This window comes from Dermatophilus congolensis (assembly GCF_900447215.1).
Classification (GTDB): domain Bacteria; phylum Actinomycetota; class Actinomycetes; order Actinomycetales; family Dermatophilaceae; genus Dermatophilus; species Dermatophilus congolensis_A.
Genome location: NZ_UFYA01000001.1, coordinates 159,621 through 180,986, shown reverse-complemented (window position 1 = coordinate 180,986; position 21,366 = coordinate 159,621). Strand labels below are relative to the sequence as shown.

Annotated in this window: 15 protein-coding genes and 1 tRNA gene; 5 read left to right on the top strand and 11 right to left on the bottom strand. The window is 59.5% G+C overall.

What is annotated here, in order from left to right:
- Positions 1-34: 34 nt before the first annotated feature.
- From DXZ77_RS00750 to DXZ77_RS00725, 7 genes are all read right to left on the bottom strand, one after another.
- On the bottom strand, positions 35-1,234 hold the full coding sequence (locus DXZ77_RS00750; RefSeq protein WP_115029189.1) for an alanine racemase: 1,200 nt from the start codon (positions 1,232-1,234) through the stop codon (positions 35-37).
- Complete coding sequence (locus DXZ77_RS00745; RefSeq protein WP_115029187.1) at positions 1,231-4,734, bottom strand: IucA/IucC family protein; 3,504 nt, start codon at positions 4,732-4,734, stop codon at positions 1,231-1,233. Before DXZ77_RS00745 ends, DXZ77_RS00750 begins: the two co-directional genes overlap by 4 nt.
- Positions 4,731-5,117, bottom strand: coding sequence for a hypothetical protein (locus tag DXZ77_RS12140; protein ID WP_220181569.1), 387 nt, complete (start codon positions 5,115-5,117; stop codon positions 4,731-4,733). Before DXZ77_RS12140 ends, DXZ77_RS00745 begins: the two co-directional genes overlap by 4 nt.
- Entirely contained in the window at positions 5,114-5,902 is a 789-nt protein-coding gene (locus tag DXZ77_RS00740; protein WP_220181568.1) for an ATP-grasp domain-containing protein, read from the bottom strand. The genes DXZ77_RS12140 and DXZ77_RS00740 overlap by 4 nt, the downstream gene beginning before the upstream one ends.
- Positions 5,903-6,101: 199 nt before the next feature.
- The gene (locus DXZ77_RS00735; RefSeq protein ID WP_115029185.1) at positions 6,102-7,097 is read right to left on the bottom strand and encodes an ABC transporter substrate-binding protein; all 996 of its coding nucleotides are present in this window, start codon (positions 7,095-7,097) and stop codon (positions 6,102-6,104) included.
- The gene (locus DXZ77_RS00730; protein WP_115029183.1) at positions 7,094-7,897 is read right to left on the bottom strand and encodes an ABC transporter ATP-binding protein; all 804 of its coding nucleotides are present in this window, start codon (positions 7,895-7,897) and stop codon (positions 7,094-7,096) included. The genes DXZ77_RS00735 and DXZ77_RS00730 overlap by 4 nt, the downstream gene beginning before the upstream one ends.
- 4 nt (positions 7,898-7,901) lie before the next feature.
- Positions 7,902-8,939, bottom strand: coding sequence for a FecCD family ABC transporter permease (locus DXZ77_RS00725; protein ID WP_115029181.1), 1,038 nt, complete (start codon positions 8,937-8,939; stop codon positions 7,902-7,904).
- Positions 8,940-9,185: 246 nt separating this feature from the next.
- Between DXZ77_RS00725 and DXZ77_RS00720 the strand changes: the two genes are divergently transcribed.
- Positions 9,186-9,258, top strand: a tRNA-Lys gene (locus DXZ77_RS00720).
- Between the two features lie 138 nt (positions 9,259-9,396).
- Here DXZ77_RS00720 and DXZ77_RS00715 read toward each other — a convergent pair.
- Positions 9,397-9,666 (bottom strand): hypothetical protein, encoded by a 270-nt coding sequence (locus DXZ77_RS00715; protein WP_115029179.1) that lies wholly within the window; start codon positions 9,664-9,666, stop codon positions 9,397-9,399.
- A gap of 348 nt (positions 9,667-10,014) precedes the next feature.
- On the opposite strand from DXZ77_RS00715, the gene DXZ77_RS00705 reads away from it, so the two are divergent.
- Entirely contained in the window at positions 10,015-13,308 is a 3,294-nt protein-coding gene (locus tag DXZ77_RS00705) for a bifunctional cytochrome P450/NADPH--P450 reductase (RefSeq protein WP_371666935.1), read from the top strand.
- A 69-nt stretch (positions 13,309-13,377) separates the two neighbouring features.
- Positions 13,378-13,908 (top strand): pyridoxamine 5'-phosphate oxidase family protein, encoded by a 531-nt coding sequence (locus DXZ77_RS00700; protein WP_258553053.1) that lies wholly within the window; start codon positions 13,378-13,380, stop codon positions 13,906-13,908.
- 53 nt (positions 13,909-13,961) lie between these two features.
- Here the strand turns inward: DXZ77_RS00700 and DXZ77_RS00695 are convergent, their stop codons facing one another.
- On the bottom strand, positions 13,962-15,608 hold the full coding sequence (locus tag DXZ77_RS00695; RefSeq protein ID WP_181815980.1) for a methyl-accepting chemotaxis protein: 1,647 nt from the start codon (positions 15,606-15,608) through the stop codon (positions 13,962-13,964).
- A gap of 222 nt (positions 15,609-15,830) precedes the next feature.
- Between DXZ77_RS00695 and DXZ77_RS00690 the strand changes: the two genes are divergently transcribed.
- Positions 15,831-17,468, top strand: coding sequence for a HAMP domain-containing methyl-accepting chemotaxis protein (locus DXZ77_RS00690; RefSeq protein ID WP_115029171.1), 1,638 nt, complete (start codon positions 15,831-15,833; stop codon positions 17,466-17,468).
- 85 nt (positions 17,469-17,553) lie between these two features.
- Here the strand turns inward: DXZ77_RS00690 and DXZ77_RS00685 are convergent, their stop codons facing one another.
- Both DXZ77_RS00685 and DXZ77_RS00680 read right to left on the bottom strand, forming a co-directional pair.
- On the bottom strand, positions 17,554-18,543 hold the full coding sequence (locus tag DXZ77_RS00685) for a hypothetical protein (RefSeq protein ID WP_115029169.1): 990 nt from the start codon (positions 18,541-18,543) through the stop codon (positions 17,554-17,556).
- A gap of 87 nt (positions 18,544-18,630) precedes the next feature.
- Entirely contained in the window at positions 18,631-19,671 is a 1,041-nt protein-coding gene (locus DXZ77_RS00680) for a TIGR03560 family F420-dependent LLM class oxidoreductase (RefSeq protein ID WP_115029168.1), read from the bottom strand.
- Between the two features lie 204 nt (positions 19,672-19,875).
- Between DXZ77_RS00680 and DXZ77_RS00675 the strand changes: the two genes are divergently transcribed.
- A complete protein-coding gene (locus DXZ77_RS00675) occupies positions 19,876-21,261 on the top strand; it encodes an O-antigen ligase family protein (RefSeq protein WP_115029166.1) in 1,386 nt (461 codons plus the stop codon).
- Positions 21,262-21,366: the final 105 nt, after the last annotated feature.

Below are 21,366 nucleotides of genomic sequence, written 5' to 3'. Positions count from 1 at the left end.
TGGTGGTGGGGCACGGCCGTGTTGTTGGGGTGGGTTAGGTGGTGTGGATGTAGTGGGTGGTGGGGTGTGGGTGCATGAGGAATTCGTGGTGGGAGATGTTCCAGGCGTAGGCGCCGGCGAGGCTGAATGCGATGCGGTCGCCGGCGCGTAGGGGTGTGGGGATGGTGCGGGAGAGGATGTCTTTGGGGGTGCAGAGTTGTCCGGAGACGATGGCGTGGTGTGGTGTGGTGGGACTGGTTGGTCGGGGCCAGGGGTGTGGCCAGTGGTTGATGGGGATGACGGTGGCGGGTTGGTTGTGGTTTTTGGTGGCGGGGGTGCGGATGTGGTGTGTGCCGCCGCGGACGACGGCGACGGTGCTTGCGTGGCTGGTTTTTACGTCGAGGACTTCGGTGATGTACCAGCCGCAGTAGGCGGTGAGTGATCGGCCGGGTTCGATGCGTAGGGTGAGGTGGGGGTTGGTGGTGAGGATGGTGTGTAGTCCGGTGCCGTAGGTGTTCCAGTCGAAGTGGTGGTGGGGGTTGGTGTAGTCGACGTTCATGCCGCCGCCGAGGACGATTTCGTTCAGGGGGATGTTGTGTTGGTGGCTGAGGGTGGTGGTGTGGTTGATGATGTGGTGGGCGTTGGTGAGGGCATCGGTGGCGTTGAGGCCGCTGGCGAGGTGGGTGTGGATTCCTTTGAGGTGGAGGTGGGGGTAGGTGCCGTTGGTGAGGAGGGTGAGGGCGTGGTGGGTTTGTTCGGGGTCGAGGCCGAAGGGGGTGGGTGTGCCGGCCATGGTGAGGCCGGTTGGGTGGGGTTGTGTTGGTGGGTTGGGCAGGTTGAGGCGTAGGAGGATGTTGGTTGGGTGGTTGGGGTTGGTGAGGTGGGCGAGTTGGTGGAGTTCGTTGATGCTTTCGATGTGGATTCGGTGGGTGTTGTGGTTGATGGCGGTGGTGAGTTCGGTGTCGGTTTTTGCGGGGCCGCTGAAGGCGATGGGTCGTTGGGTGGTGTGTTGTGTGACGTGGGTGAGTTCGCCGCTGGAGGAGACTTCGAATCCGTCGATGTGGGGTTCGAGTGTGGTGAGGATGTGGGGGTCGGGGTTGGCTTTGGTTGCGTAGTAAAGCTCGAGGTTGGGTGGGAGGGCGGCGCGGATGGTGGTGATGTGGTTGTGGAGGCTGGGGAGGTCGTAGATGTAGGCGGGTAGTTGGGTGTGGTGGAGGTTGCGGGCGAGTTGGGTGATGGCTGGTGGTGTGTTCATGGGGTGGTTTGGGGGTGGTTGGGGGTGAGGGGGGAGGTGATGGGGATGTAGGTTGCTTGGCGGTCGGGTAGGCGGTTCCAGCGGGTGATGAGGTTGGCTTTGGCGGGTAGGGGTGCGCCGTTGAGGAGTTCGGTGAGGGGTTGGGGGTTGTTGTGTTGGTCTGCGTAGTTGTGGAGGGTGGTTCGGGTGTCGTTCCAGAGGTGGGTTTCGAGGTGGGGGTGGATGTCGGTGAGGGTGGCGGCGAGTTCGGTGAGGTGGTTGGTGAAGAGGCAGTAGGTGATGCGGTTCCAGCCTTGTTGTGGGGTGTAGGTCAGGGGGGTGGCGATGTGGGTGGGGAGGTTGTTGAGTAGTTCGGTGTGGTGGTGGTGGAGGAGTTTTGTGCCTTCGAAGTCACGGAAGATCATGCGGGTGGGTGTGCCGGTGGGGTCGACGCAGACGATGACGTTTTGGAGGTGGGGTTCGAGGATGAGTCCGTGGTCGAGGTAGGCGGTGAGGACGGTGGGGATGAGGAGGTTGTTGTAGGTCTGCCACCAGGTGCGGATGGTCTCGGGGGTGGCGTTGTGGAGTAGGTGGCTTGCGTGGGCGGTGGAGTGGGGGTGTTCTTCGGCGATGGCGGCGGCGAGGTAGGGGGTTTCGTTGGGTTGAAGGTGGGGTTGGAGGCCTTCGCGGAGGATGACGCTGAGTCCTTCGAAGAGGGTGGTGTTGGTGGTGCCGTCGGGGTTGGGTAGGGCGATGGTGCGGTAGGCGGGTTCGCGCAGGATGGTGGTGTTGGGGTGGGTGTGGTGGAGGGTGTCGAGGGTGTTTTTGAGGTGTTTGGTGAGGGTGACTGCGCCGGTGAGTTCGTAGGTGGCGTTGGTGCGGATGCAGTTGGTGATGCGGATGGCGAGGCTGAATTTGAGGAATTCGTGGCCGTTGTAGAGGGTGCGGACTGATGCGGTGGGGTGCCAGTGGCGGGCGCCGGGTCCTAGGTCGATGATGTCGCGGCGGGTGAGGGCGTGTTGGAGGGTGGGGTTGGTGGCGAGTAGTTGCCATTGCCAGGGGTGGGCGGGTAGGTGTCGGTAGCCGTGGGGTGTGGGTGGGGCGTGGCGGTCGAGGGGTTTGGTGGCGTTGTCGTGGGCGGTTTCTTCGTGGATGAGGTGTTCGCGGATGGCGAGGTTGCGTAGGGGGAAGGAGGTGGTGGCTTCGGGTGCGTAGCGGTGCCAGTGGGTGTCGGAGCCGGTGTGGGCTTTGGGGGTGGGGTGGAAGCGGTGTCCGTGGATGAGTGTTTGTTCGGAGTTGATGTAGTTGAGGTGGGGGGTTCCGGTGTGGGGGTGTGGTTGGTGTGGTGGGTGGTGGCGAGGTGGATGTGGTGGAGGCTGGCGCGGACTTGGTCGATGAATTCGTCGTTGGGGTGGCCTGTGTGGTGGGTGAGTTCGGTGTTGATGAGGTGGGCGAGTCGTTCGGCGTTGATGGGTTGCCAGGTGTTGTTGTGGTGTTCGTGGAGGGGGCCGTGGAATCGGTGGGTGCCGGTGATTGAGGTGTGGCGGATGCGGATGCGTAGTTGGGTGTTGGTGTGGGGAAGGGTGATGTGGAGGTGGTTGTTGGTGGTGTGGAGGTGGTTGTTGGGGCCGCAGAGTTCTCTGGTGAGGCAGTTGAGGAGGGTGTGGGTGGTGATGGTGTCGGCGTCGATGAGGGTGGTTTGGGTGATGTCGGTGTCGGTGGTGGTCATTGGTGTCCTTGGTGGTGGCGGTGTGGTTTAGGAGGTGGTGGTGAGGTAGTTGGGTGCGGGTAGGTAGTACTTGTTGATGTCGCTGGCGTGGTGGCGGGTGCGGTGTTTGGGCAGGAGGGTGCCTGCGGTGAGCATGGCTTTGATGGGGTGGGTGGGGGCGTTGAGGATGTGGGTGCGGATGAGGTTTTGGGTGTGGGGGTTGGTGATGGTGTTTGTGGCTTTTTCGAGGCGTTCGCGTAGGAGGGGAAGGCTTGTTCCGGGGGTGAGGTGTCCGGTGTGTTCGAGGTGGATGGCGGGGGCGGCGCAGCATAGGTGGAGGGTGATGGTGGTGAACATGTCGGTGAGTTGGTGGGGGGTGCAGGCGTTGATGCGGGGGTCGTTGAAGGTGGGGTGGTGGGGTGGGGTGAGGTGTTGGTGGAGTTGGGGGGGTGTAGATGCGGGGGCTGTCGTTGTCTTTGTAGAGGAGGCGGATGTGGTGGCCGCTGGGCAGGGTGGTGTGTGGGGGGTGTGGGGTGTGGCTGGGTGGATCGATGACTAGGGAGATGTTTTGTTGGTGGGATTCGAGGGCGATGCCGTGGTCGAGGAGGGTGATGTGCCAGGTGAGGAGGGTGTCCCAGAGGGTGGTGAGGAGGGTGGTGTGGTTGCCGTTGGTGTGGCGGTCGGCGAGGTCGTCGATGACGAGGCGGCCGGTGGGGGTGGTGGCGGTGAGGGCTGCTAGGGGTAGGACGAGGGAGTTGGTGATGGTGGTGGGTAGTTGGCGGGCTAGGCAGGCTAGGAGGGGGTGGTTGGCGTGTGCGTAGCTTTGTTCGTCGGCGTGGAGGATGTGGTGGTTGTTGGTGGTGGTGGCGATGTGTTGGATGAGTTGGTGGCCGGTGGCGGTGTCGATGAGGCTGCCGGGGGTGATGGTGCGGGTGTTGCGGTTGCCGAGGGTGGCGGTGGTGATGGGGAGTTTGAGGTGGGTGAGGGGGTTGGTGGTCAGGGCGAGGGTGCGTAGGGAGAGGGTGGGGATGGTTTCGGGGCCTGGGGTGTGTAGGAGGTGGGCGGTGGTGGCTAGGCCTGTTGTGGTGAGGGCGTTGGTGAGGTGGGGGCCGATGGTTAGTGGGTGGATGGGTAGGGCGGTTTCGTGGGGGGCTAGGCCGGGGATGTCGGTGCGGGTGGGGGTGGTGGTGCCGGGGTGTGTGGTGAGGGTTTCGGTGGGGAGGGCGAGCCAGCGGAGGTGGATGTGGGGTGCGGTTTCGGGGGCGTATTTGTGGATGTCGTGGGGGGTGAGTCCTGTGCGTGCGTGGCTGGTGGGGTAGACGGGGTGTTCGGTGCGTGCGGCGAGTGCGTCGAAGGCAAGGGAGGCGTGGGGGCCGTACCAGGTGGATGTGTCGGGTCCGTGGGTGGTGGTGAGGTGGTGGTGGAGGGTGTGTTGGGTGGTGTCGTGGATGTGGGTGGTGGTGAGGTGGCGGGCGCATTCGGTGGCGAGGGTGGTTAGGCCGTTGCGGGTGTCGTTGTCTAGGAGGGGGGTGATGGTGGTGAGGAGGTGGGGGTAGGTGGTGATGTGGGGGCCGGGGTCGATGCGGGGGTGGATGGGGCGGGTGCGCCATTGGCACATGAACTGGGTGGGTTGGACGGGGATGAGTAGGTCGGTGGTGGGGGTGAGTGTGCGGCGTAGCCAGGGGCCGTCGTGGTGGTTTTCGAGGGTGGATGCGGTGCGGATGTTGCCGATGTCTTCGCGTAGGAAGGTGTCGAGGAGTCGGTGGATGAGGTGGGTTTCGTTGGGGTTGGTGGGGTGGTGTGTGGGGGTCATGGTGTGATTTCCCACGTGAGGGTGGCGAGGTGTTTTTCTGCGGCGGTGTTGACGGCGGTGGTGGTGGTTCCGGTGGTGCGTAGTACGCCGAGGTAGTCGCGGTTGGTGTGGTGTAGGGGGTGGGTTTCGCCGATGTTGCGTAGGGGGGTGTAGGTGAGGTGGGTGGTGCCGTCGGTGTGTTCGTGGGCGGTGGGGGCGGCGGTGAGGGTGCCGGGGGTGGTGGCGTGGGGCCAGTCGATGCGGGCGGCGATGTTGGTGCGTAGGGGTAGGTGTGTGGGTAGGGGGTGTCCTAGGTGGGTGCGCCAGACGTGTTCGAAGTAGGGGATGTTGTGTAGGTCGGCTAGGAGGAGGTCGCATTGGTCGCCGATGGAGCGGTAGTTCACTTCGATGAGGTGGACGTGTCCGTTGTTGACGATGAATTCGGTGTGGCAGGCGCCGAAGTTGACGCCGAGGATGTTGAGTTGGTGGAGGACTTGGTTGGTGATGTTGGTGGGGTGTGCGGGGGTGTATGTGCAGGTTTTTTCGATGAAGTAGGGGGTGGGGTGGTGGTGGTGTGGAAGCCGCCGAGGATGTGGAGGTGGTGGTTGTCGCCGAGTGTTTCTAGGGTGCAGAGGTTTCCGGGGAGGTATTCCTCGATGAGGAGGGTGTCGTGTGGGCGGTGGGTGCGGATGGTGTTGATGGCGGTGGTGAGGTGGTGTGGGGTGTGGGTGAGGATGACGTCTTCGCTGGCGACGCCTTCGCGGGGTTTGATGACGCAGGGGTAGGTGATGGGGAGGGCGTGGATGGTGTTGGTGGGGGTGTGTGGTGGTAGTTCGGTGGTGGTGATTCCGGCGCCGTGGTGGGCGAGTTGGCGGCGCATGAGTGCTTTGTTTTTGGTGTGGAGGGTGGCGCGCCAGTCTTTGCCGGGGAGGTTGTAGTAGGCGGCGGCGAGGGCGGTTTGGGTTTGGAGGTGGTCGCTGTTGCTGAGGATGACGTCGGGGTGGGGGTGGTTGCTGATGGTGGCGATGACGTCGTGGTGGTTGAGGACGTTGCAGTTGATGATGCGGGTGTTGGTGGTGGGGGGGTGGTCGGTGAGGATGGTGGTGTGTAGGCCGAGGCGGTGGGCGGCGGGGAGGTAGCCGTGGGTGAGTGAGTGGTTGGGGTTGCGTGCGAGTAGGTATGCCTGCATGTGGGGCGGGCTTTCGGTGAGTGTTGTTTGGTGGGGCGTGATTTTTTGGGACCACTTTATGTGTGAATTTCTTTCGTACGGTGTGATGTTGGTGATGTTTTGGGTGGTTCTGTTTTTGGGTTTGGGGTTGGGTGGTTATACGCGTTGAGCCCCCTCCAGGTGGAGGGGGCTCAACGGGGTTTTTAGTGGGGTGTGGTGGTTATTTCGCGGGGTAGAAGGCTTCGTTCATGCTGGTGACGGCGTCGAGGTTGCCCCAGGTTCCGGGGAGGAGTTCGGCGGCTGGTAGGGCGACGATGCGGTCGTTTTTGACGGCTTCGACGTTGGCGAAGTTTTTGGTGAGCCATTCGCGGGTGCGTTTTTCGTGGTCTTTTCCGGTGGAGGAGAAGACGATGACTTCGGGGTTTTTGTCGACGAGTGTTTCGCGGGAGATTTCTGCGGCAAAGAATTTGGCGAAGGCGGGGTCGTCGGGGTTGAAGACGTTGTCTCCTCCGGCTGCGGCGACCATGGAGTGTTCTACGCCGCCACCGATGGCGGAGATGGTGTCGCCTTCGATGAATAGTTGGGCGACTTTGGGTTTGGTTTGGTCTTTGGCGCGTTCGGTGGCAGCGGTGAGGATGCCTTGGGCTTTGTTGTGGAGTTCTTGGGCTTCTTTGTCTTTGCCGAGGATTTTGCCGAGGGCGTCAATGTCGGTGAGGAGGTCAGTGACGTCAGCTTTGCCGCGTCGGTCGAGGCAGCCTGCTGCGGCGATGTAGACCTCGGCGCCTGCTTGGCGGAGTTGGTCTTCGGTGGCGTAGCCCTTTTCGGCGGTGAATTCGTAGGTGGTGGGTGAGAGGACGAGTTGTGGCTGGGTGCCTAGTAGTTGTTCTTTGGTGGGTGGGGCGCTGTCGGATAGGACTGTGGGTTTGTGGCCGTTGGCGGTGAGGCTGGTTGGGATGGGGGCGCCGTTGGTTTGGGCGATGGCGGTGACGCGGTCGGCTGCGCCGAGGCGGGCGATGAGGTCGCCTTGGCCTGGGTTGAGGGCGACGATACGTTGTGGGTCTGCGGGGTAGGTGTGTGCTTTACCGCAGTTGGTGATTTGGGCGGCGTTTTTTCCGTTGTTGACGGAGGAGTTGCTGACGCCTTGGCCGCAGGCGGTGAGGGTCAGTGAGCCGATGAGGGCGGCCGCGGCGGTGGCGGCGAGGGCACGGTTTTTCATGTGTTTTTCCTGTCTGTGTTGTGGGGGGATGGTTGGGTGACGCGGCGGCGGAATGAGAGGACGGTGCCGCCTCGGGGGTCTGTGAGGGCTACTGATTCGATGCCGAGTACCTGGTCGATGAGTTCGGTGGTGAGGGTGGTCTCGGTGGGTCCTTCGGCTAGGACGGTGCCGTTGTGGATGACGACGGCGCGTTGGGTGTAGGCCAGGGCGAGGTTGACGTCGTGGAGGGCGGCTAGGACGGTGGCTCCGCGGCTGGTGACGATGTGGAGGAGGTCGTGTTGGAAGCCGAGGTCGGCGTGGTTTGTGGGTTCGTCCAGGAGGAGGACGGGGGTTTGTTGGGTGAGTGCGCGGGCCAGGAGGATGCGTTGTTTTTCGCCTCCGGACAGGGCGGCGAAGGTGCGGTTAGCTAGGTGGGGTGCGCCGACGTCGCGTAGGGCGGTGTGGGCGATGTCGAGGTCTTGTGGTGAGTCTGCGCCGAATCCGCGTTGGTGGGGTACGCGGCCGAGGAGGACGACTTCGATTCCGGTGAGGGGGAAGTCGGTGCCTGTTTCTTGGGTCATGACGGCGATGCGTCGGGCGGCTTCGATGGAGGTGAGGGTGTGGATGTTGTCGCCGTTGACGGTGATGTGGCCGCTGGTGGGGTGGTGTACGCGGTAGGCGGTGCGTAGGAGGGTGGATTTTCCGGAGCCGTTGGCGCCGAGGAGGGCGACGGTGGTGCCGGTGGGGACGGTGAAGGTGGCGTTGTTGACGATGGTGTGTCCGCCGAGGTCGACGCGTAGGTCGTGGAAGGTGAGGTCCATGGTGTCAGATGTCTTTGTGTCGCATGAGCCAGAGGAAGAAGGGTGCGCCGGTGACGGCGGTGAGGATTCCGATGGGGATTTCGATGGGTTGGAACAGGGTGCGTGCTGCGAGGTCGCAGAGGGTGAGGAAGGTGGCTCCCATGAGGGTGGCGATGGGGATGACGCGGCGGTGGTCTGCGCCGATGAGCATGCGGGTGGTGTGGGGGATGATGAGGCCGACGAAGCCGATTCCGCCGGCGACGGCGACGGTGGCACCGGTCAGGAGGGCGGTGATGGCTAGGAGGAGGCGGCGTAGGTGGGGGACGTTGACGCCGAGGGCGGTGGCGGTTTCGTCGCCGGTGGTCAGGGCGTTCATGGCGCGGGTTCGGGTGCCGACGACGATCAGGGCGATGGCTAGTACTGCTGCGGTGGCGGGCAGGGTTTGCCAGCTGGCTGCGGAGACTGATCCGAGGAGGAAGTGCAGGATGCTGTAGATGTTTTGGGCGTCGGTGGTGGTGATGAGGAAGTTGGTGAGGGCTGAGAGCAGTGATCCGAGGGCGACGCCGGCGAGGATGAGGCGGGCGGGGGCAATGATGCCGCGTTTTTGGGCGAGGTAGTACAGGACGGCGATGGTTAGGGCGGCGCTGGCGAAGGCGGCGGTGTTCAGGGCTAGGCCGGTGATGGCGGTGCTTCCGGTGACGATGGCCAGGACTGCTCCGAGGCCTGCGCCGGAGGAGATGCCGAGGATGTAGGGCTCGGCGAGGGGGTTACGGACGGTGACTTGGAGGATGACGCCGGCCAGGGCTAGGGATGCGCCGGTGAGGGCGGCTAGCAGGGTTCGGGGTAGGCGGAAGGTCCAGACGACTTGGTCTTGGGCTGGGGTGATGCTTCCGTCGCTCATCCAGGGCATGTTGGGGATGAGGTGTCCGATGACGATGCGGGCGGCGTCCAGGGGTGGGACCGTTAGGGGGCCGTTTGCGGTGGAGATGAGGATGGCGGCGATGAGGATGGTCGCGAGGACTAGGCACCACGGTAGGGTGTGATGTCGAGTGGTGGGTGGCACTTGGTTCCTTCCGGGTGTCCTGGTCCCTCCTGGCAGAGACTGCGATAATCATTATCATTAACAGATTGGGTGGGGCCACTTTTTTGACCCCTGAAGCGGGTCGTTCGCGGGGCGCTGATCACAGTGCGGATGCCCGATGTGCTTTCTGCGAGTGAAAAGTTGTACGGTAGGTGCGGAACTTCCACTTTGTGGCGTTCTGAAGCGTTGTCTTACACTGTTCGCGCAGCGTAAGGCGTCAAGCGCTTCGGGCCTCTAGCTCAGTTGGCAGAGCATCGGACTTTTAATCCGCTGGTCGTCGGTTCGAGCCCGACGGGGCCCACAACAAACCTCCAGGTCAGACTTTGTCTCGGCCTGGAGGTTTCTTGGTTCTCTGAACAGATAGTGCACACAAGGCCCTGAGTTCGATGACTATCCCCTGGTCACCTCTTGCCGGGCCTGCGCGCAGGTTACTCACACATCATTGACGTGCTTGCAGGGCCCGGATGGCGTCTGTGATCGTGGCGCCAGGGTGTTCAGCTCGGTATTTCTTAATGTCAGCTACGTCGGGATTTTCCCCAGATATGCCCGCGGGGTTACCCACTGTTTCTTCTTCTGACCACGACATGATGGCAACGGTGAAAAATAGTATTCCCGTCAGCGGTTCCCCCGTTCCGAACCACATATACAAGCCCACAGCCAATAAAACCCACGGCGCTGAAGCTTTCATCCAAGGAACGTATTTACTCATCACGTAAAACCTTTTCTTGTAAAGAAGAAGAAGTCACAATTTTCCTTCACCATAGGCTCAGGGTGGCGAGCGGCGCCACTGATTCACCCGAAAAACTCCTCGTGACCACGGGCCTTACGCTCCTACCCCGCACCGCTTCTGGGCGTGCCATACCGCGGCGGTAGACTCGCCCGCCACTACGATACGAACGTATTGACAACACTAGAACGCAAGCGGAGCAGCGAACTCACCTTGCGATCACATAGTTGGCATCGAAGCCCCCAAGCCTTGCGCTTCATCCGACTCCTGCAGCAAACCATCAAGGTTGACACGCATATCGCGTACTACAGCAAAAAGCAATAAAGCCGCTTGCCTTGCACGCCGATATGCTCCCGCGAGTCGCTCAGCATCCCTGTAGATGCCGAGGCTTTTACAGCCGTTCGCCTCGAGCGACTCCGACATGCGAGAGGAAGCTCCATGACCATCACTTCCGTTCCTGGACCTGAAGTCCGCCCCGTCACTGGCACTCTCCACGCCCTCGATCCCGAACGCCCGATTCAAGCGAGCATGGAGCTGGCTAAAAAGTATGGAGAAATATTCCGTCACCAGTTCCCTGGAAAGCCGGCAGTGTATTTTGTTTCTTCTTTTAAACTCACTGATGAACTTTGCGATGAGTCCCGTTTCGATAAACGCGTACATGGCTCATTGGAAAACATTCGATCCTTTGCTGGGGACGGCCTTTTTACTGCTTATACCGGGGAAGAAAACTGGGGCAGAGCTCACCGAATCCTCATGCCTGCTTTCTCACCTTTAGCACTGCGGGGAATGTTCGATGGCATGAGCGACATCGCCGAACAACTCATGCTGAAGTGGGAAAGGCTCGGCCCGGACGCCGACATCGACGTCGTTAACGATTTCATCAGGCTGACCCTAGACACAATCGCCTTGTGCTCTTTTAGCTACCGGTTCAACTCTTTCTACTCTGATTCCTTGCATCCTTTCGTGAACGCAATGGTGGAAGCGCTCAACGAATCCGGACAACAAAATCGTCGCATTCCTCTGCAAAACCGACTCATGGTGGTTCACCAGCGCCGGTACGCAGAAAACATCCGCGTCATGAAAGAAATCGCTGGCAAGCTCATCACGCAACGTCAGGCCACTCCCCTACCCAACGGCAACAGCGACATTCTGGACACCATGCTCAAAGCCCGCGACCCACAGACAGGTGAAGGGCTCTCTGATGAAAACGTCCGCTACCAAATGGTGACGTTCCTGATTGCTGGGCACGAAACCACCTCTGGGCTACTGAGCTTCACTGTCTACGAGCTACTGCGTAACCCGCAGGTGATGGCCACTGCACGCGAACTCGTCGATACCGTGCTGCAAGGAAGATTCCCCACATATGAAGACCTCAGCCAGCTGGGATATCTAGACCAAATCCTGCGCGAAACGCTGCGCCTATGGCCCACCGCACCCGCTTTTGCCCTCCACCCGTACGAAACGACTCTGCTGGCAGACCAGTTCGAAATACATCCCGACGAGACCGCCATGGTGCTCACTCCATCACTTCACCGTGACCCCACCGTGTGGGAAGACCCAGAACGATTCGACCCAGACCGGTTCTCGTACGAACGCGCCAAAGACATTCCCGCCAACGCATGGAAACCCTTCGGTAACGGCCAACGCTCTTGTCTTGGCCGCGCTTTTGCTCTCCAAGAGGCACAGCTCGTCCTTGCCCTTCTCCTGCAGCGATTCGATATCGACTGGTCTGACCCCACCTACACCCTCAAAATTAAAGAAACCCTCACTCTCAAACCTGATGGCCTATTTGTGCGGCTACGGCGCCGTGAAGGTGTCGGTTCAGCACGTGTCACTAGCGCGGTGGAAAATGTCACCGAAACCGCACCGGAAACGATCGCTGAGGCGCACGGCACCCCGGTGCAGATCCTCTTCGGTTCCAACGCAGGGACCTGTGAAGCCTTCGCGAATCAAATCGCTGGAAAAGCAAAAACCCTGGGCTACTCCCCAACCGTTCACCCTCTCGATGAGGGAATCGACAATCTCTGCCGCGACGGCGCAACCCTCATCGTCACCGCCTCTTACGAAGGTCAGCCGCCAGACAATGCGCGCCGTTTTGTGCGTTGGTTAGGCGAGCAAGCCCCGAATTCTTTGCGTGGAGTACGTTTCGCTGTGTTCGGTTGCGGTAACACCGACTGGGCTCGCACCTATCAACGCATCCCCACCATCATCGACGAGGGCCTGCAAACAGCTGGCGCGCAACGGCTACTAGAACGCGGTGAAGCTAACGTCAAAGGTGACTTCTTCGGTGACTTCGAAACGTGGCAGGAGTCGATGTGGCCCGCTGTCGCTCACGCACTCGGAGTCGCCACCCCCACCCCGGACACCGTCAACGCGGGACTGCATGTCGAGGTTCTGGGCGAGGGACGCAGCCCTATCTTCGCTTCTTCGGAACTGGGTTTTGGCACAGTCGTGGCCAACCGAGAACTTGTCGACACTTCTCAGCCCGGGGGCCGCAGCAAACGCCACCTAGAAATCGCGCTACCCCCGGGAGCGACCTACCACACCGGCGACTACCTAGTTGTTTTGCCGTTGAACCCTGCCTCAGTTGTAGACCGCGTCCTAAACCGGTTTGACCTCGCCTATGACACCCGCTTACTCATCGAATCAAGCGAAGAAATCTCTACCAAGCTGCCCCTGGATGAACCTATTTCGGCAGGTGAATTATTCGCCGAATACGTCGAACTGTCCCGCCCTGCCAGCAGACGCCACATCTCTCAGTTAGCTGATGTCTGCTCTTGCCCACCGGAAAAGAAAAAACTTCTCTTCCTCGCTGAAGAAGAAAACTACGAACCCGAAATCCTGGAGAAACGTCGATCCGTGCTGGATTTATTGGAAGAGTTTCGTTCAGTTTCTCTTTCTCTATCGAGTTTCTTGAGCATGCTCACTCCATTGAGCACCCGGCAGTACTCAATCAGTTCTTCGCCTTTGTGGAGCAGTGACCACGTCACGTTGACTGTCGCGCACTTGTCCGAACCTGCGCGTTCAGGGCGTGGACAGCACCACGGGGTGGCCTCGTCATACTTGGCTGGCACCCGCCCTGGCGCCAGAATCCCGGTAAGTGTGCGTAGCAGCAGCATGGCAAATAATCTTCCCCAGGACGTGACAACTCCTGTGATCATGGCATGCGCTGGAACAGGGATCGCACCGTTCCGCGGGTTCGTGCAACAACGCGCCTTGCAAGCTCAAGAAAAAGGAGTCACCCCCGCCCCGACGCTGCTCTTTTTTGGCTGCCACAGCCCCAACACCGACCTGCTGTATGCCGAGGAATTCGCGGCCTGGGAGCAAGAAGGAATTGTTGATATCCGGCCAGCTTTCTCACGCGCTCCTGAAGAAGGCCCTGAAGGACCTATGCGATACGTACAAGATCGCATGTGGGCCGATCGCGCCGACATCATCGACCTGGTCAACGACGGTGCGAGCCTGTTTGTGTGTGGAGACGGTGAACGTATGGCGCCAGCGGTTCGTGACGTGTGCACGCGTATTTGCGCGGAGGCGAAAAACATCTCCATCGATGAGGCACAGGAATGGCTAACTTCAATGGAACAAGAACACGAGCGATATGTTTCTGATGTCTTCGCTTAATCCAGATATTTTCGGGTCATATCAAACACACAAGCAGTTTTAAACCTGTTGTGATTGCGGAGGCCCCTGGTGGAAGAAGAAACTGGTATCGCGCAGCGGCAAGCCAAAGTTGCCGAGCTGATCAGAAACACACGCGTGGCGATGATGACAATGGTCGATAAAAGCGGCGGACTTGTCTCCATCCCCATGGCAACCCAGGAAGCCGAAGTGAACGGAACCTTCTGGTTCATCACTGAGAAAAATTCAGCGAAAGTGCGCCACTTGTCCACGAACCCGCGAGTGAATCTGGCATTCGCGGGCTCTGGGTCCTGGGTTTCTGTCTCTGGCACCGCACGCGTCTTGAATGATCCAGAAAAGTTGAAAGAACTGTGGGGCACCTTCACAGATGCGTGGCTCAAAGGCGGGCCAGAAAATCCAGAAAATGTGTTGTTGCGTGTCGATGCCGAGACAGCTGAATACTGGGATTCCTCCGGAAGCGGAATGATTGTGCAACTTGCCAACCTTGTGAAGTCGGCAGTCACCGGCGAGCGCTTGGAAGGCGAAAACGAGACGGTGCGTTTTTCTCCGAAGGAAGAAACGCACCGCAACTCGAATTCTTAACGGGTCAGCGGCACACAGAACACGTCACTGAAACAGCTGGTGAGCCCTGCTGACTACAACCGGAAACGAGAAACCAACGTGTTGAGAGTGGTTGCCTCATCAGCGAGTTCACGGGCCGAATCAGCTGCGGTGAGCGCCACTGTCGATGATTGACCGGCACGATCCACCAGCGCAGCCAGCTCACGAGAAATGCCGGTGGTGTCGCTAGCGGTGCGGTGAATGTTGACTCCCATCTCATTGGTGGTCGCGGTCTGTTCTTCCACTGCCGAAGCGATAGTGGATTGCGTGTCATCGATCTGACGGATGATCATGCTGATCTGCTCGATAGCAGCCACAGCCGCCGCGGTGTCTTCTTGGATCTCGGTGATGCGGCGGCTGATGTCCTGCGTCGCGGTGGAGGTTTCCCGCGCGAGATCTTTCACCTCACCAGCCACCACAGCGAACCCTCTGCCTGCTTCTCCGGCGCGCGCAGATTCAATCGTGGCGTTCAGCGCGAGCTGGTTGGTTTGGTTAGCGATAGTGCCAATAGATTTGATCACTGAGTCGATCTGGATGGAACTTTCACCGAGTTTGGCGATGGTGCGGTTGGTCATCTCGGTAGCGGCCACAGCGCGCCCTGCAACTCCGGCCGCTGCTTCAGCGTTCTTGGCGATCTCTCGAATGGAAGCCGTCATTTCTTCAGCACCGGCGGCGACGGCCTGGACCTGATCGCTGACTCCAGCAGTTCCTCGAGAAACTCGCTCCATCCCTTCAGCAACAGCGGTCGAGGTTTCCCCAAACTCTTCAGCAACTTGAGCTAGCCGGCTTGAAGAGCCGGAAACAGCGGCAGAGGCAACCGACACTTCAGAGATCACTTCCCGCATAGACAGACGAGCATTCTCGATGGCCAACGCCATACGTCCGAGTTCGTCTTCAGAGGTCGGCACAGACGCGACCGTGAGGTCACCGCGACTGAGAGCACTCACACTTTCAAGCACAGCACTGATGTTTCCGAATATGCGCCGTCCGACCCGGTACACGGTGAAAGTCAAAAGAGCGATCGATAGCACGAATACGACCACGAAAACCCACGTCATTGTCGTGGCGACCTCGGCTACATTCTTCTGCTTCTCTGCTGAGCGAGCCCGCACTGACGTGAAAAGAGCCTTGCCGTTGCTATCGATGATGTCGTAGGCGTGTGCAGCAGTACCGGGCGTTTCTGCGTCGTCGATGATTTCGTCGGCTTTGTCCAGGTTCGCTGGTGTTTTTGTTCGATACAAAGCCACAGCACGCCCGTCCGCGTCGAAGAACTGTTTCCAGGCGGCAGTCATGGCATCCCAGTTAGCGCGTTCTTGTGTCGTGAGTTGGTCAACGGGGAAGTCAGCGAGTTGTTTTTTAAGGTCTTCAGTCGCAGCGAGGTAGGAGCCACGGTTAGTTTCTTTTCCGCCAGCAACCGCCTCGGCTGGATCTTTGCGACGCGTGTCCCAGACATAGAAAGCCTGCCAGCCACTGACGTCTGCGTTGGCGTAACGAATGGCTTCGACTTTGCGGTTGACATCCCGGAGAGCTTCGATTTCATCTGAAAGGGAACGCTGTTGCCCCACAGCGATGAGGGCACTGATGCCAAGAAGAATTATCCCAATGATGCCCACTGCTCCGATGGCACCGATCTGCGCTTTAATGCCCGTCCACCGGGATTTTGCCTTTGTGTGCTCGCGCATGCGCCGTCTCCATCTTTCGCAGCCGGTCGATCTTCCGGGCATGAAAGATCTGGGGGCAGGTTCATCGAACTCATCGGCGAAGGCAGCTGCGGTGTGAGTGTCCTTCTGTTGATGCTCTCTTGGGTGATCTGACCTCTCAGAAAGTCTTCGTGTGCACCGATATGGAGAAGACCTGCATCACTCGCATGTTGGTGCTCACTTTTCGAGAGGACTCTGCCCGTCATGTCGCTTCCTGCCACCACCATGGATCGAGCCCGGGAGGGACGCACTCCCCCATGGCTCGCGAACCTGCCTCTATCCCGCAAGTTCATGACCATCGTGGCAGTGATGTCATTGGTCGCGATCGTTATCACGGGCGTGAATGTGTACTCAGGTCAACAAACAGTGGAACGTACTGAGAGTGTGCGGACCTTGCAAGAAATCCGTGACCCGTTCAACCTGCTTCGCCGCAAGCAACTGTTTATTCGTGGTCTGTTGTCGAGCATTTCGGCCGCCCGCTCCGCGGAAGAAACCCAAACCCTGCAGAAGAAGTACACAACGAATGATGCCGACGTGAAGAAAATCATTTCGGATCTGTCGAGCAATCCTGCTGTTACGGAAGCAATGCCCACCTGGAATGAGTTCACGAAACGGTACGACGCATGGCTCACCCATCGTGACTCGGTGGTCTACCCAGCAGCGTTAAAGAACGACCCGAAAACCTACGAGTCAACCGAAATACCTGGGCAAAGCCGTAACCTCCTCCAGGCCTCCGATGACGCCTTAGACAAAGCAGCCAAAGAACTCGAAGCCACCGCAGCTCAGTACTCGGATGAGGCATCCTCTACTCAACGCGCTGCGCTCGTAGAAAGCTTGATCGTTCTCTTACTTGGTCTAGCACTATCAATGTTCGTGGCATGGATGATCATCCGTTCGGTGAAACGTCCCGTGGAAGAGGTCAAATCCGCGCTAGAAGCAATGGCCAGAGGCGACCTGACACAGCGCGTACAAGCAACCTCTACTGATGAGATTGGCCGTATAGCTTCAGCGTTGAACGAAGCACAAACGCACCTACGTGATCTCATTCAACGTGCCACGGAAGTGGCATCGAACCTGGCTGACTCCAGCGGCCGTATGACCGCAACAGCAGATACGCTCCGTACTTCTTCCTCCGGTGCGGCTACCCAGCTGACAAACGTCACCTCAGACACCAACCTGGTCTCGGACAACATTCAGACCGTAGCTGCAGGTACAGAAGAGATGACGGTGAGTATCCGCGAAATCGCGAAAAATGCCAACGCCGCCGCAGAAGTTGCTGCCTCCGCGGTACGGGTCGCTGACCGCACTAACGAAACTGTCGGCAAACTGGGCGAATCAAGCCACGAGATCGGTGAAGTGATCAAGTCGATTACCAGTATCGCTGAGCAGACGAACCTGTTGGCATTGAACGCCACGATCGAGGCTGCACGTGCTGGTGAGGCTGGTAAAGGCTTCGCTGTGGTGGCTAACGAGGTGAAAGATCTGGCACAAGAAACCTCCAAAGCCACCGAAGACATCGGCCGCCGGGTAGAGGCGATTCAGGTAGACACCGAAGCCGCCGTAACCGCTATCTCAGAGATTTCTTCGATCATCGCCGAAATCAACGATACCCAGGCCACGATCGCTTCGGCAGTAGAAGAACAAACCGCCACCACAAACGAAATGGGCCGCAACGTTTCCGATGCGGCGCAATCAGCGGCAGGTATTGCTGGAAGCGTGGAATCTGTCTCCCGTTCGGCACAAGAATCCAACGACATCGCCTCCACTATTGCCGATGAGTCTCATCAGCTCTCTTCCCAAGCCGATGAACTACGTCGATTGGTTCAGACCTTCCACGTGTAACACCAAGAAAAAGAGGGGCCTGGCGCGCTATCTGCCCGCCAGGCCCCTCTTTTTACCGATACGCCGGTGCTTGATCGTCTGATCATCAATGCGCTGTACGGCCTTGACCAGGCAGCTGCTGTGGCCAGGCTAACCGTACGTGCTTACCCGGGTTGCTTTGACAGATACGGCGAGAGCAATCAGCCATCCCCAACCCCGCGGCCACCAAACTAGCCAAAGCCCACATCGGAGCCAGATCCGTAGGGATTCCGTCAGAGCCGAGCACGGTCATGAGCGTGGCAGCCAGGAGGAGAGCCGCTGTGCCGAGGATCGTAGCGATCTCTGTGAAAAAACGGGTGAGCACAGAGCTAGAGGAGCGGCCACCGCGGCTGAGTTTTCTGCCGTGATGGATGAACATGCGAGAAGCAATAATCCCCCAGGCGGCAAGAGTGACCAACCCGGTAATACCCACTACGGCCAGTATTGGAACCGAATACGTACCGGAAGTGTTCTGCACAGCTAAGGGTGCAGCGTGGCGCTGCCGGTTGGGATAGGTGCGCGCGAACGCAGTGGCAGCATATGCCCCATCGAGGACGAGCGGTTGCGGAGAAGATGTGAAAAGCCCGCGGTCGAAAACAAGAGCGGAGTTGCGCTGCTGGGATTCTGGGGTACGTCCCAATCTTCCGACGACAGGGTAGGTGATGCCCTGATAGGTGATTGTCTCTCGACCTGCGCCGTCGACAACGGTGGAGACGCCACTGCCTACTAGGGCCACCCCTGTTTCCTCTGGGTGGGGTAGCCGGCCAGCATAGGTTGAGATCGGCAACCGCGCTGCCTCTGTAATAGCAACGGCCTGGGCAGTAGTGATGTCACGTTCGCTGGGTAAGGGCGCAAAGAGCGATAGGTCGTCTTCAGGTGTAGCGCTGGCCATGAGGTCAGCAGCAACACCTGAAGTTTCAAACGCGGTGAGGGTGTGGAGGTTGTTGCTTTCCGCGAAAGTAAGAGTGTGGTGTTCTTTGAATAAAAGAGTGCCGGTAACGAGAGCCAACGCGATAACTGCGATCACTCCCAGGACGAGTCGTTTGTGCCAAGTCATAGGCGCCTCGCCTTTGCTGCTGGGCCGCTGTGGTCAAGTGGGTTCCGCGCCAGCGTAGTGCTTTTCGTTTGTGGGATGTGGGGTGGGTCAGAGCAGACGCATTCTCTTACGTGGACGGAATTCAGGGATGACGTAGTGCTCAAAAAGCTCTAGACCAGTGGAGTCGTACGCAGCCTCGGGGAAGTATGCGATGGCGTAGTCCAAGCCGATGGCGCGCATTTCGTCAAGATAGTCACAAATTTTGTCTGGAGTGCCCACCAACGGCTGGGCTCGCAACTGTTCTACCTGCGCGTGTGCCTGCGTTTGGGTGATACCGCCCTCAACCATGCGGTTACCGATAGCGCGGAGTCTTTCGTTGAGATCAGTGAGGTCCGTCCCGACGATGACGGTGTACGTGGCGGTGCGGGTGATAGTGGCCGGGTCCCGGTCAACATCAGTGCAGTGGCGGGTAAGGATGTTGGTTTTGTGGGCGAACTTTTCGGCGGTGCCCTCGAAGTTGGTGTAGTCGGCGTGTTGGGCAGCGAGCCGCAAGGTTTTCTTTTCTCCCCCGCCAGCAATACACATCGGAATGCCATTGGCAGGTGAGCCCGTCACGAGCGTGCCTTGCAGCGGCCGTGGCGCAACGATGGCATTTTCAGCGTTGTAATGGCGTCCTTTAAAGGTGACTGTGCCGGTAGTCCAGGCTTGCCGCAGAATCTCTACCCCTTCAGCAAGCATGCCAATACGTTCGCCCGCACTAGGAAACCCATACCCGTAGGCCAGCCACTCTTCCTCATACCACCCTGCACTCAACCCAACATCCAAGCGCCCCTCCGAAATGATGTCGACCGTGGCGGCCATTTTGGCCAGGAGCACCGGGTTGCGATACCCCATCGTGGTGCTCATCTGCCCCAGCCGAACCCGGCCGGTCACTGCAGCCAGCGCAGCAGTGAGAGTCCATGCTTCATGGGTAGGTTCGTGGGTGGCTTCGGGAACTGTGCGGAAGTGGTCGTGTAGCCAAATGGATTCCCACATGTTGTTGGCATCGGCAGCACGGGCTAGCCCTGCCATGACTCCCCAGTGTTGTGCCGCCGGAATCCCCACCAGATCCATCCGCCACCCTTGCGGGATGAACATTCCGAACCGCATGGTTGTTACCCTTTCGCGCTGCTTTTAGGTGCGCGGCGGCCAGGTTCGGTCGTCGTGCATATCCAGTCTGCCTTGCCAACACCGACACGTCTGCGAGCGAAACCACTTGTCCTCAATGGATATCCGTCTCATATCGGACAGAATCGGGTCGATGAGGAGGCATTGGTCCGTCCTCGCCCGGCGGCGCACCAGCGAGGAGGGGAAATGGCGGTAGTCGATATGGCCGGTTCCTCTGGTCAACGGAACTGGCAGTCATCGCAGAGCGTGCATGCTACGCCTCGGTCGGCGTGGTTCCGCCTGGCTCAGGTGTTGTGGGTGTTAGCTGCCTGCGGTGGTGTCGCGTACGGCGTGGTGTTAGCGATGCCGATTGTGGGTCACAGAATTATCGACCCGTGGCCGATGTACTGGGGATTCGCTGCTGCCGGAGCAGGCGTGTTACTGCTGCGCGGGTGGCGACACTTGCCGGTGTATATGCTTGCGGCGTTTGTGGGTTGCTGGAACGCCTCTCATATTCTTCGTGCGTCTTTGCCAGGTGTAGCCGACACAGACAATGCTCGCGCCAGCGCTATCGCTGCCAGCTGTGTGCTGTGCGCTCTTGTGGGGCTGTTTCTCCAATCCCCGGGCGCAACCAGGTGGATGTGGCTAGCTATCGCTGTTGCTTCGCTACCGATGGGTGTCAGCGAAGCTGTGACTGGCGTGCACCACTACACGTGGACAGGTGATCCGCATGCACCAGTAGCCATGTTTATTAATACGAACAATTACGCCACTATCCTTGTCCTGACCATTGGGATCACCCTTGGGTGGGCAACAGAACAAATAGGGATTCTGTCTCGACTGGCGCTCGTAGCAACCGCGGCAACCTGCACCTGGCTCACCTGGATGACCGGTAGCCGTTCATCTTTGATCGCTGTGGTCATTGTCTTGACTTCTGCTTTGGTGCTTACACTCACCCGCTCCAGCAGCGCTCGCATGTGGTGGTCTCGGCTGCATCACCAACGACGCCACGCTGGCCCTCGGCCGCCAGCAGTACGCATCGTCAGCGCCATGTTCTCCCTAGTAATAGTCGTTACTGTCGCTGCGGCCCTGCTTCCATTCCGGAATGTGGTTTTAGCTGTTTTAAACCCTGGCGATCCTTCCACTATTCGTTCTGACAACCTCCGGCTCGAACTCATCCGGTTCGCACTCAACCAGTGGAGTCAGCATCCATGGACCGGTGTCGGTGGAGGCTCCCTCACCACGCTGTGGCGGCTCCAAGATCCAGACAACCCCCGCCCTTTAACCCCCACACACAACGGGTTCGTGCAGCTCCTGGCCGAATACGGACTTCTCGCGCTGATCCCCTTGGCTGTTCTGCTTGCTTTCTTGATCTTCCGGGCTTTTCCCCGTCGCAACGCCACACCAACGGCACAGCGTCCACGTGGCCTGGACCGCGCTGGCCTCCAGCACCTGCTCATCACTCACCTGGTGGCTTTCACCCTGGCAGGTGTGCTCATCAGCAACCCCATCCCATGGATGCCGTGGTGGCTCATGCTCGCCACAGCAACTATCTGCGCGATCCATCTGCGCCGCCAAGGCACCAACGCCTGAACAGCCAGCAACCTGACAGATCAGGAAACACCCTCAACTTCATGTCAATACGTCTGCGTATCGGGCCTATTCATGCCGATGGAGGAATCAAGACCGCAGGAAAGG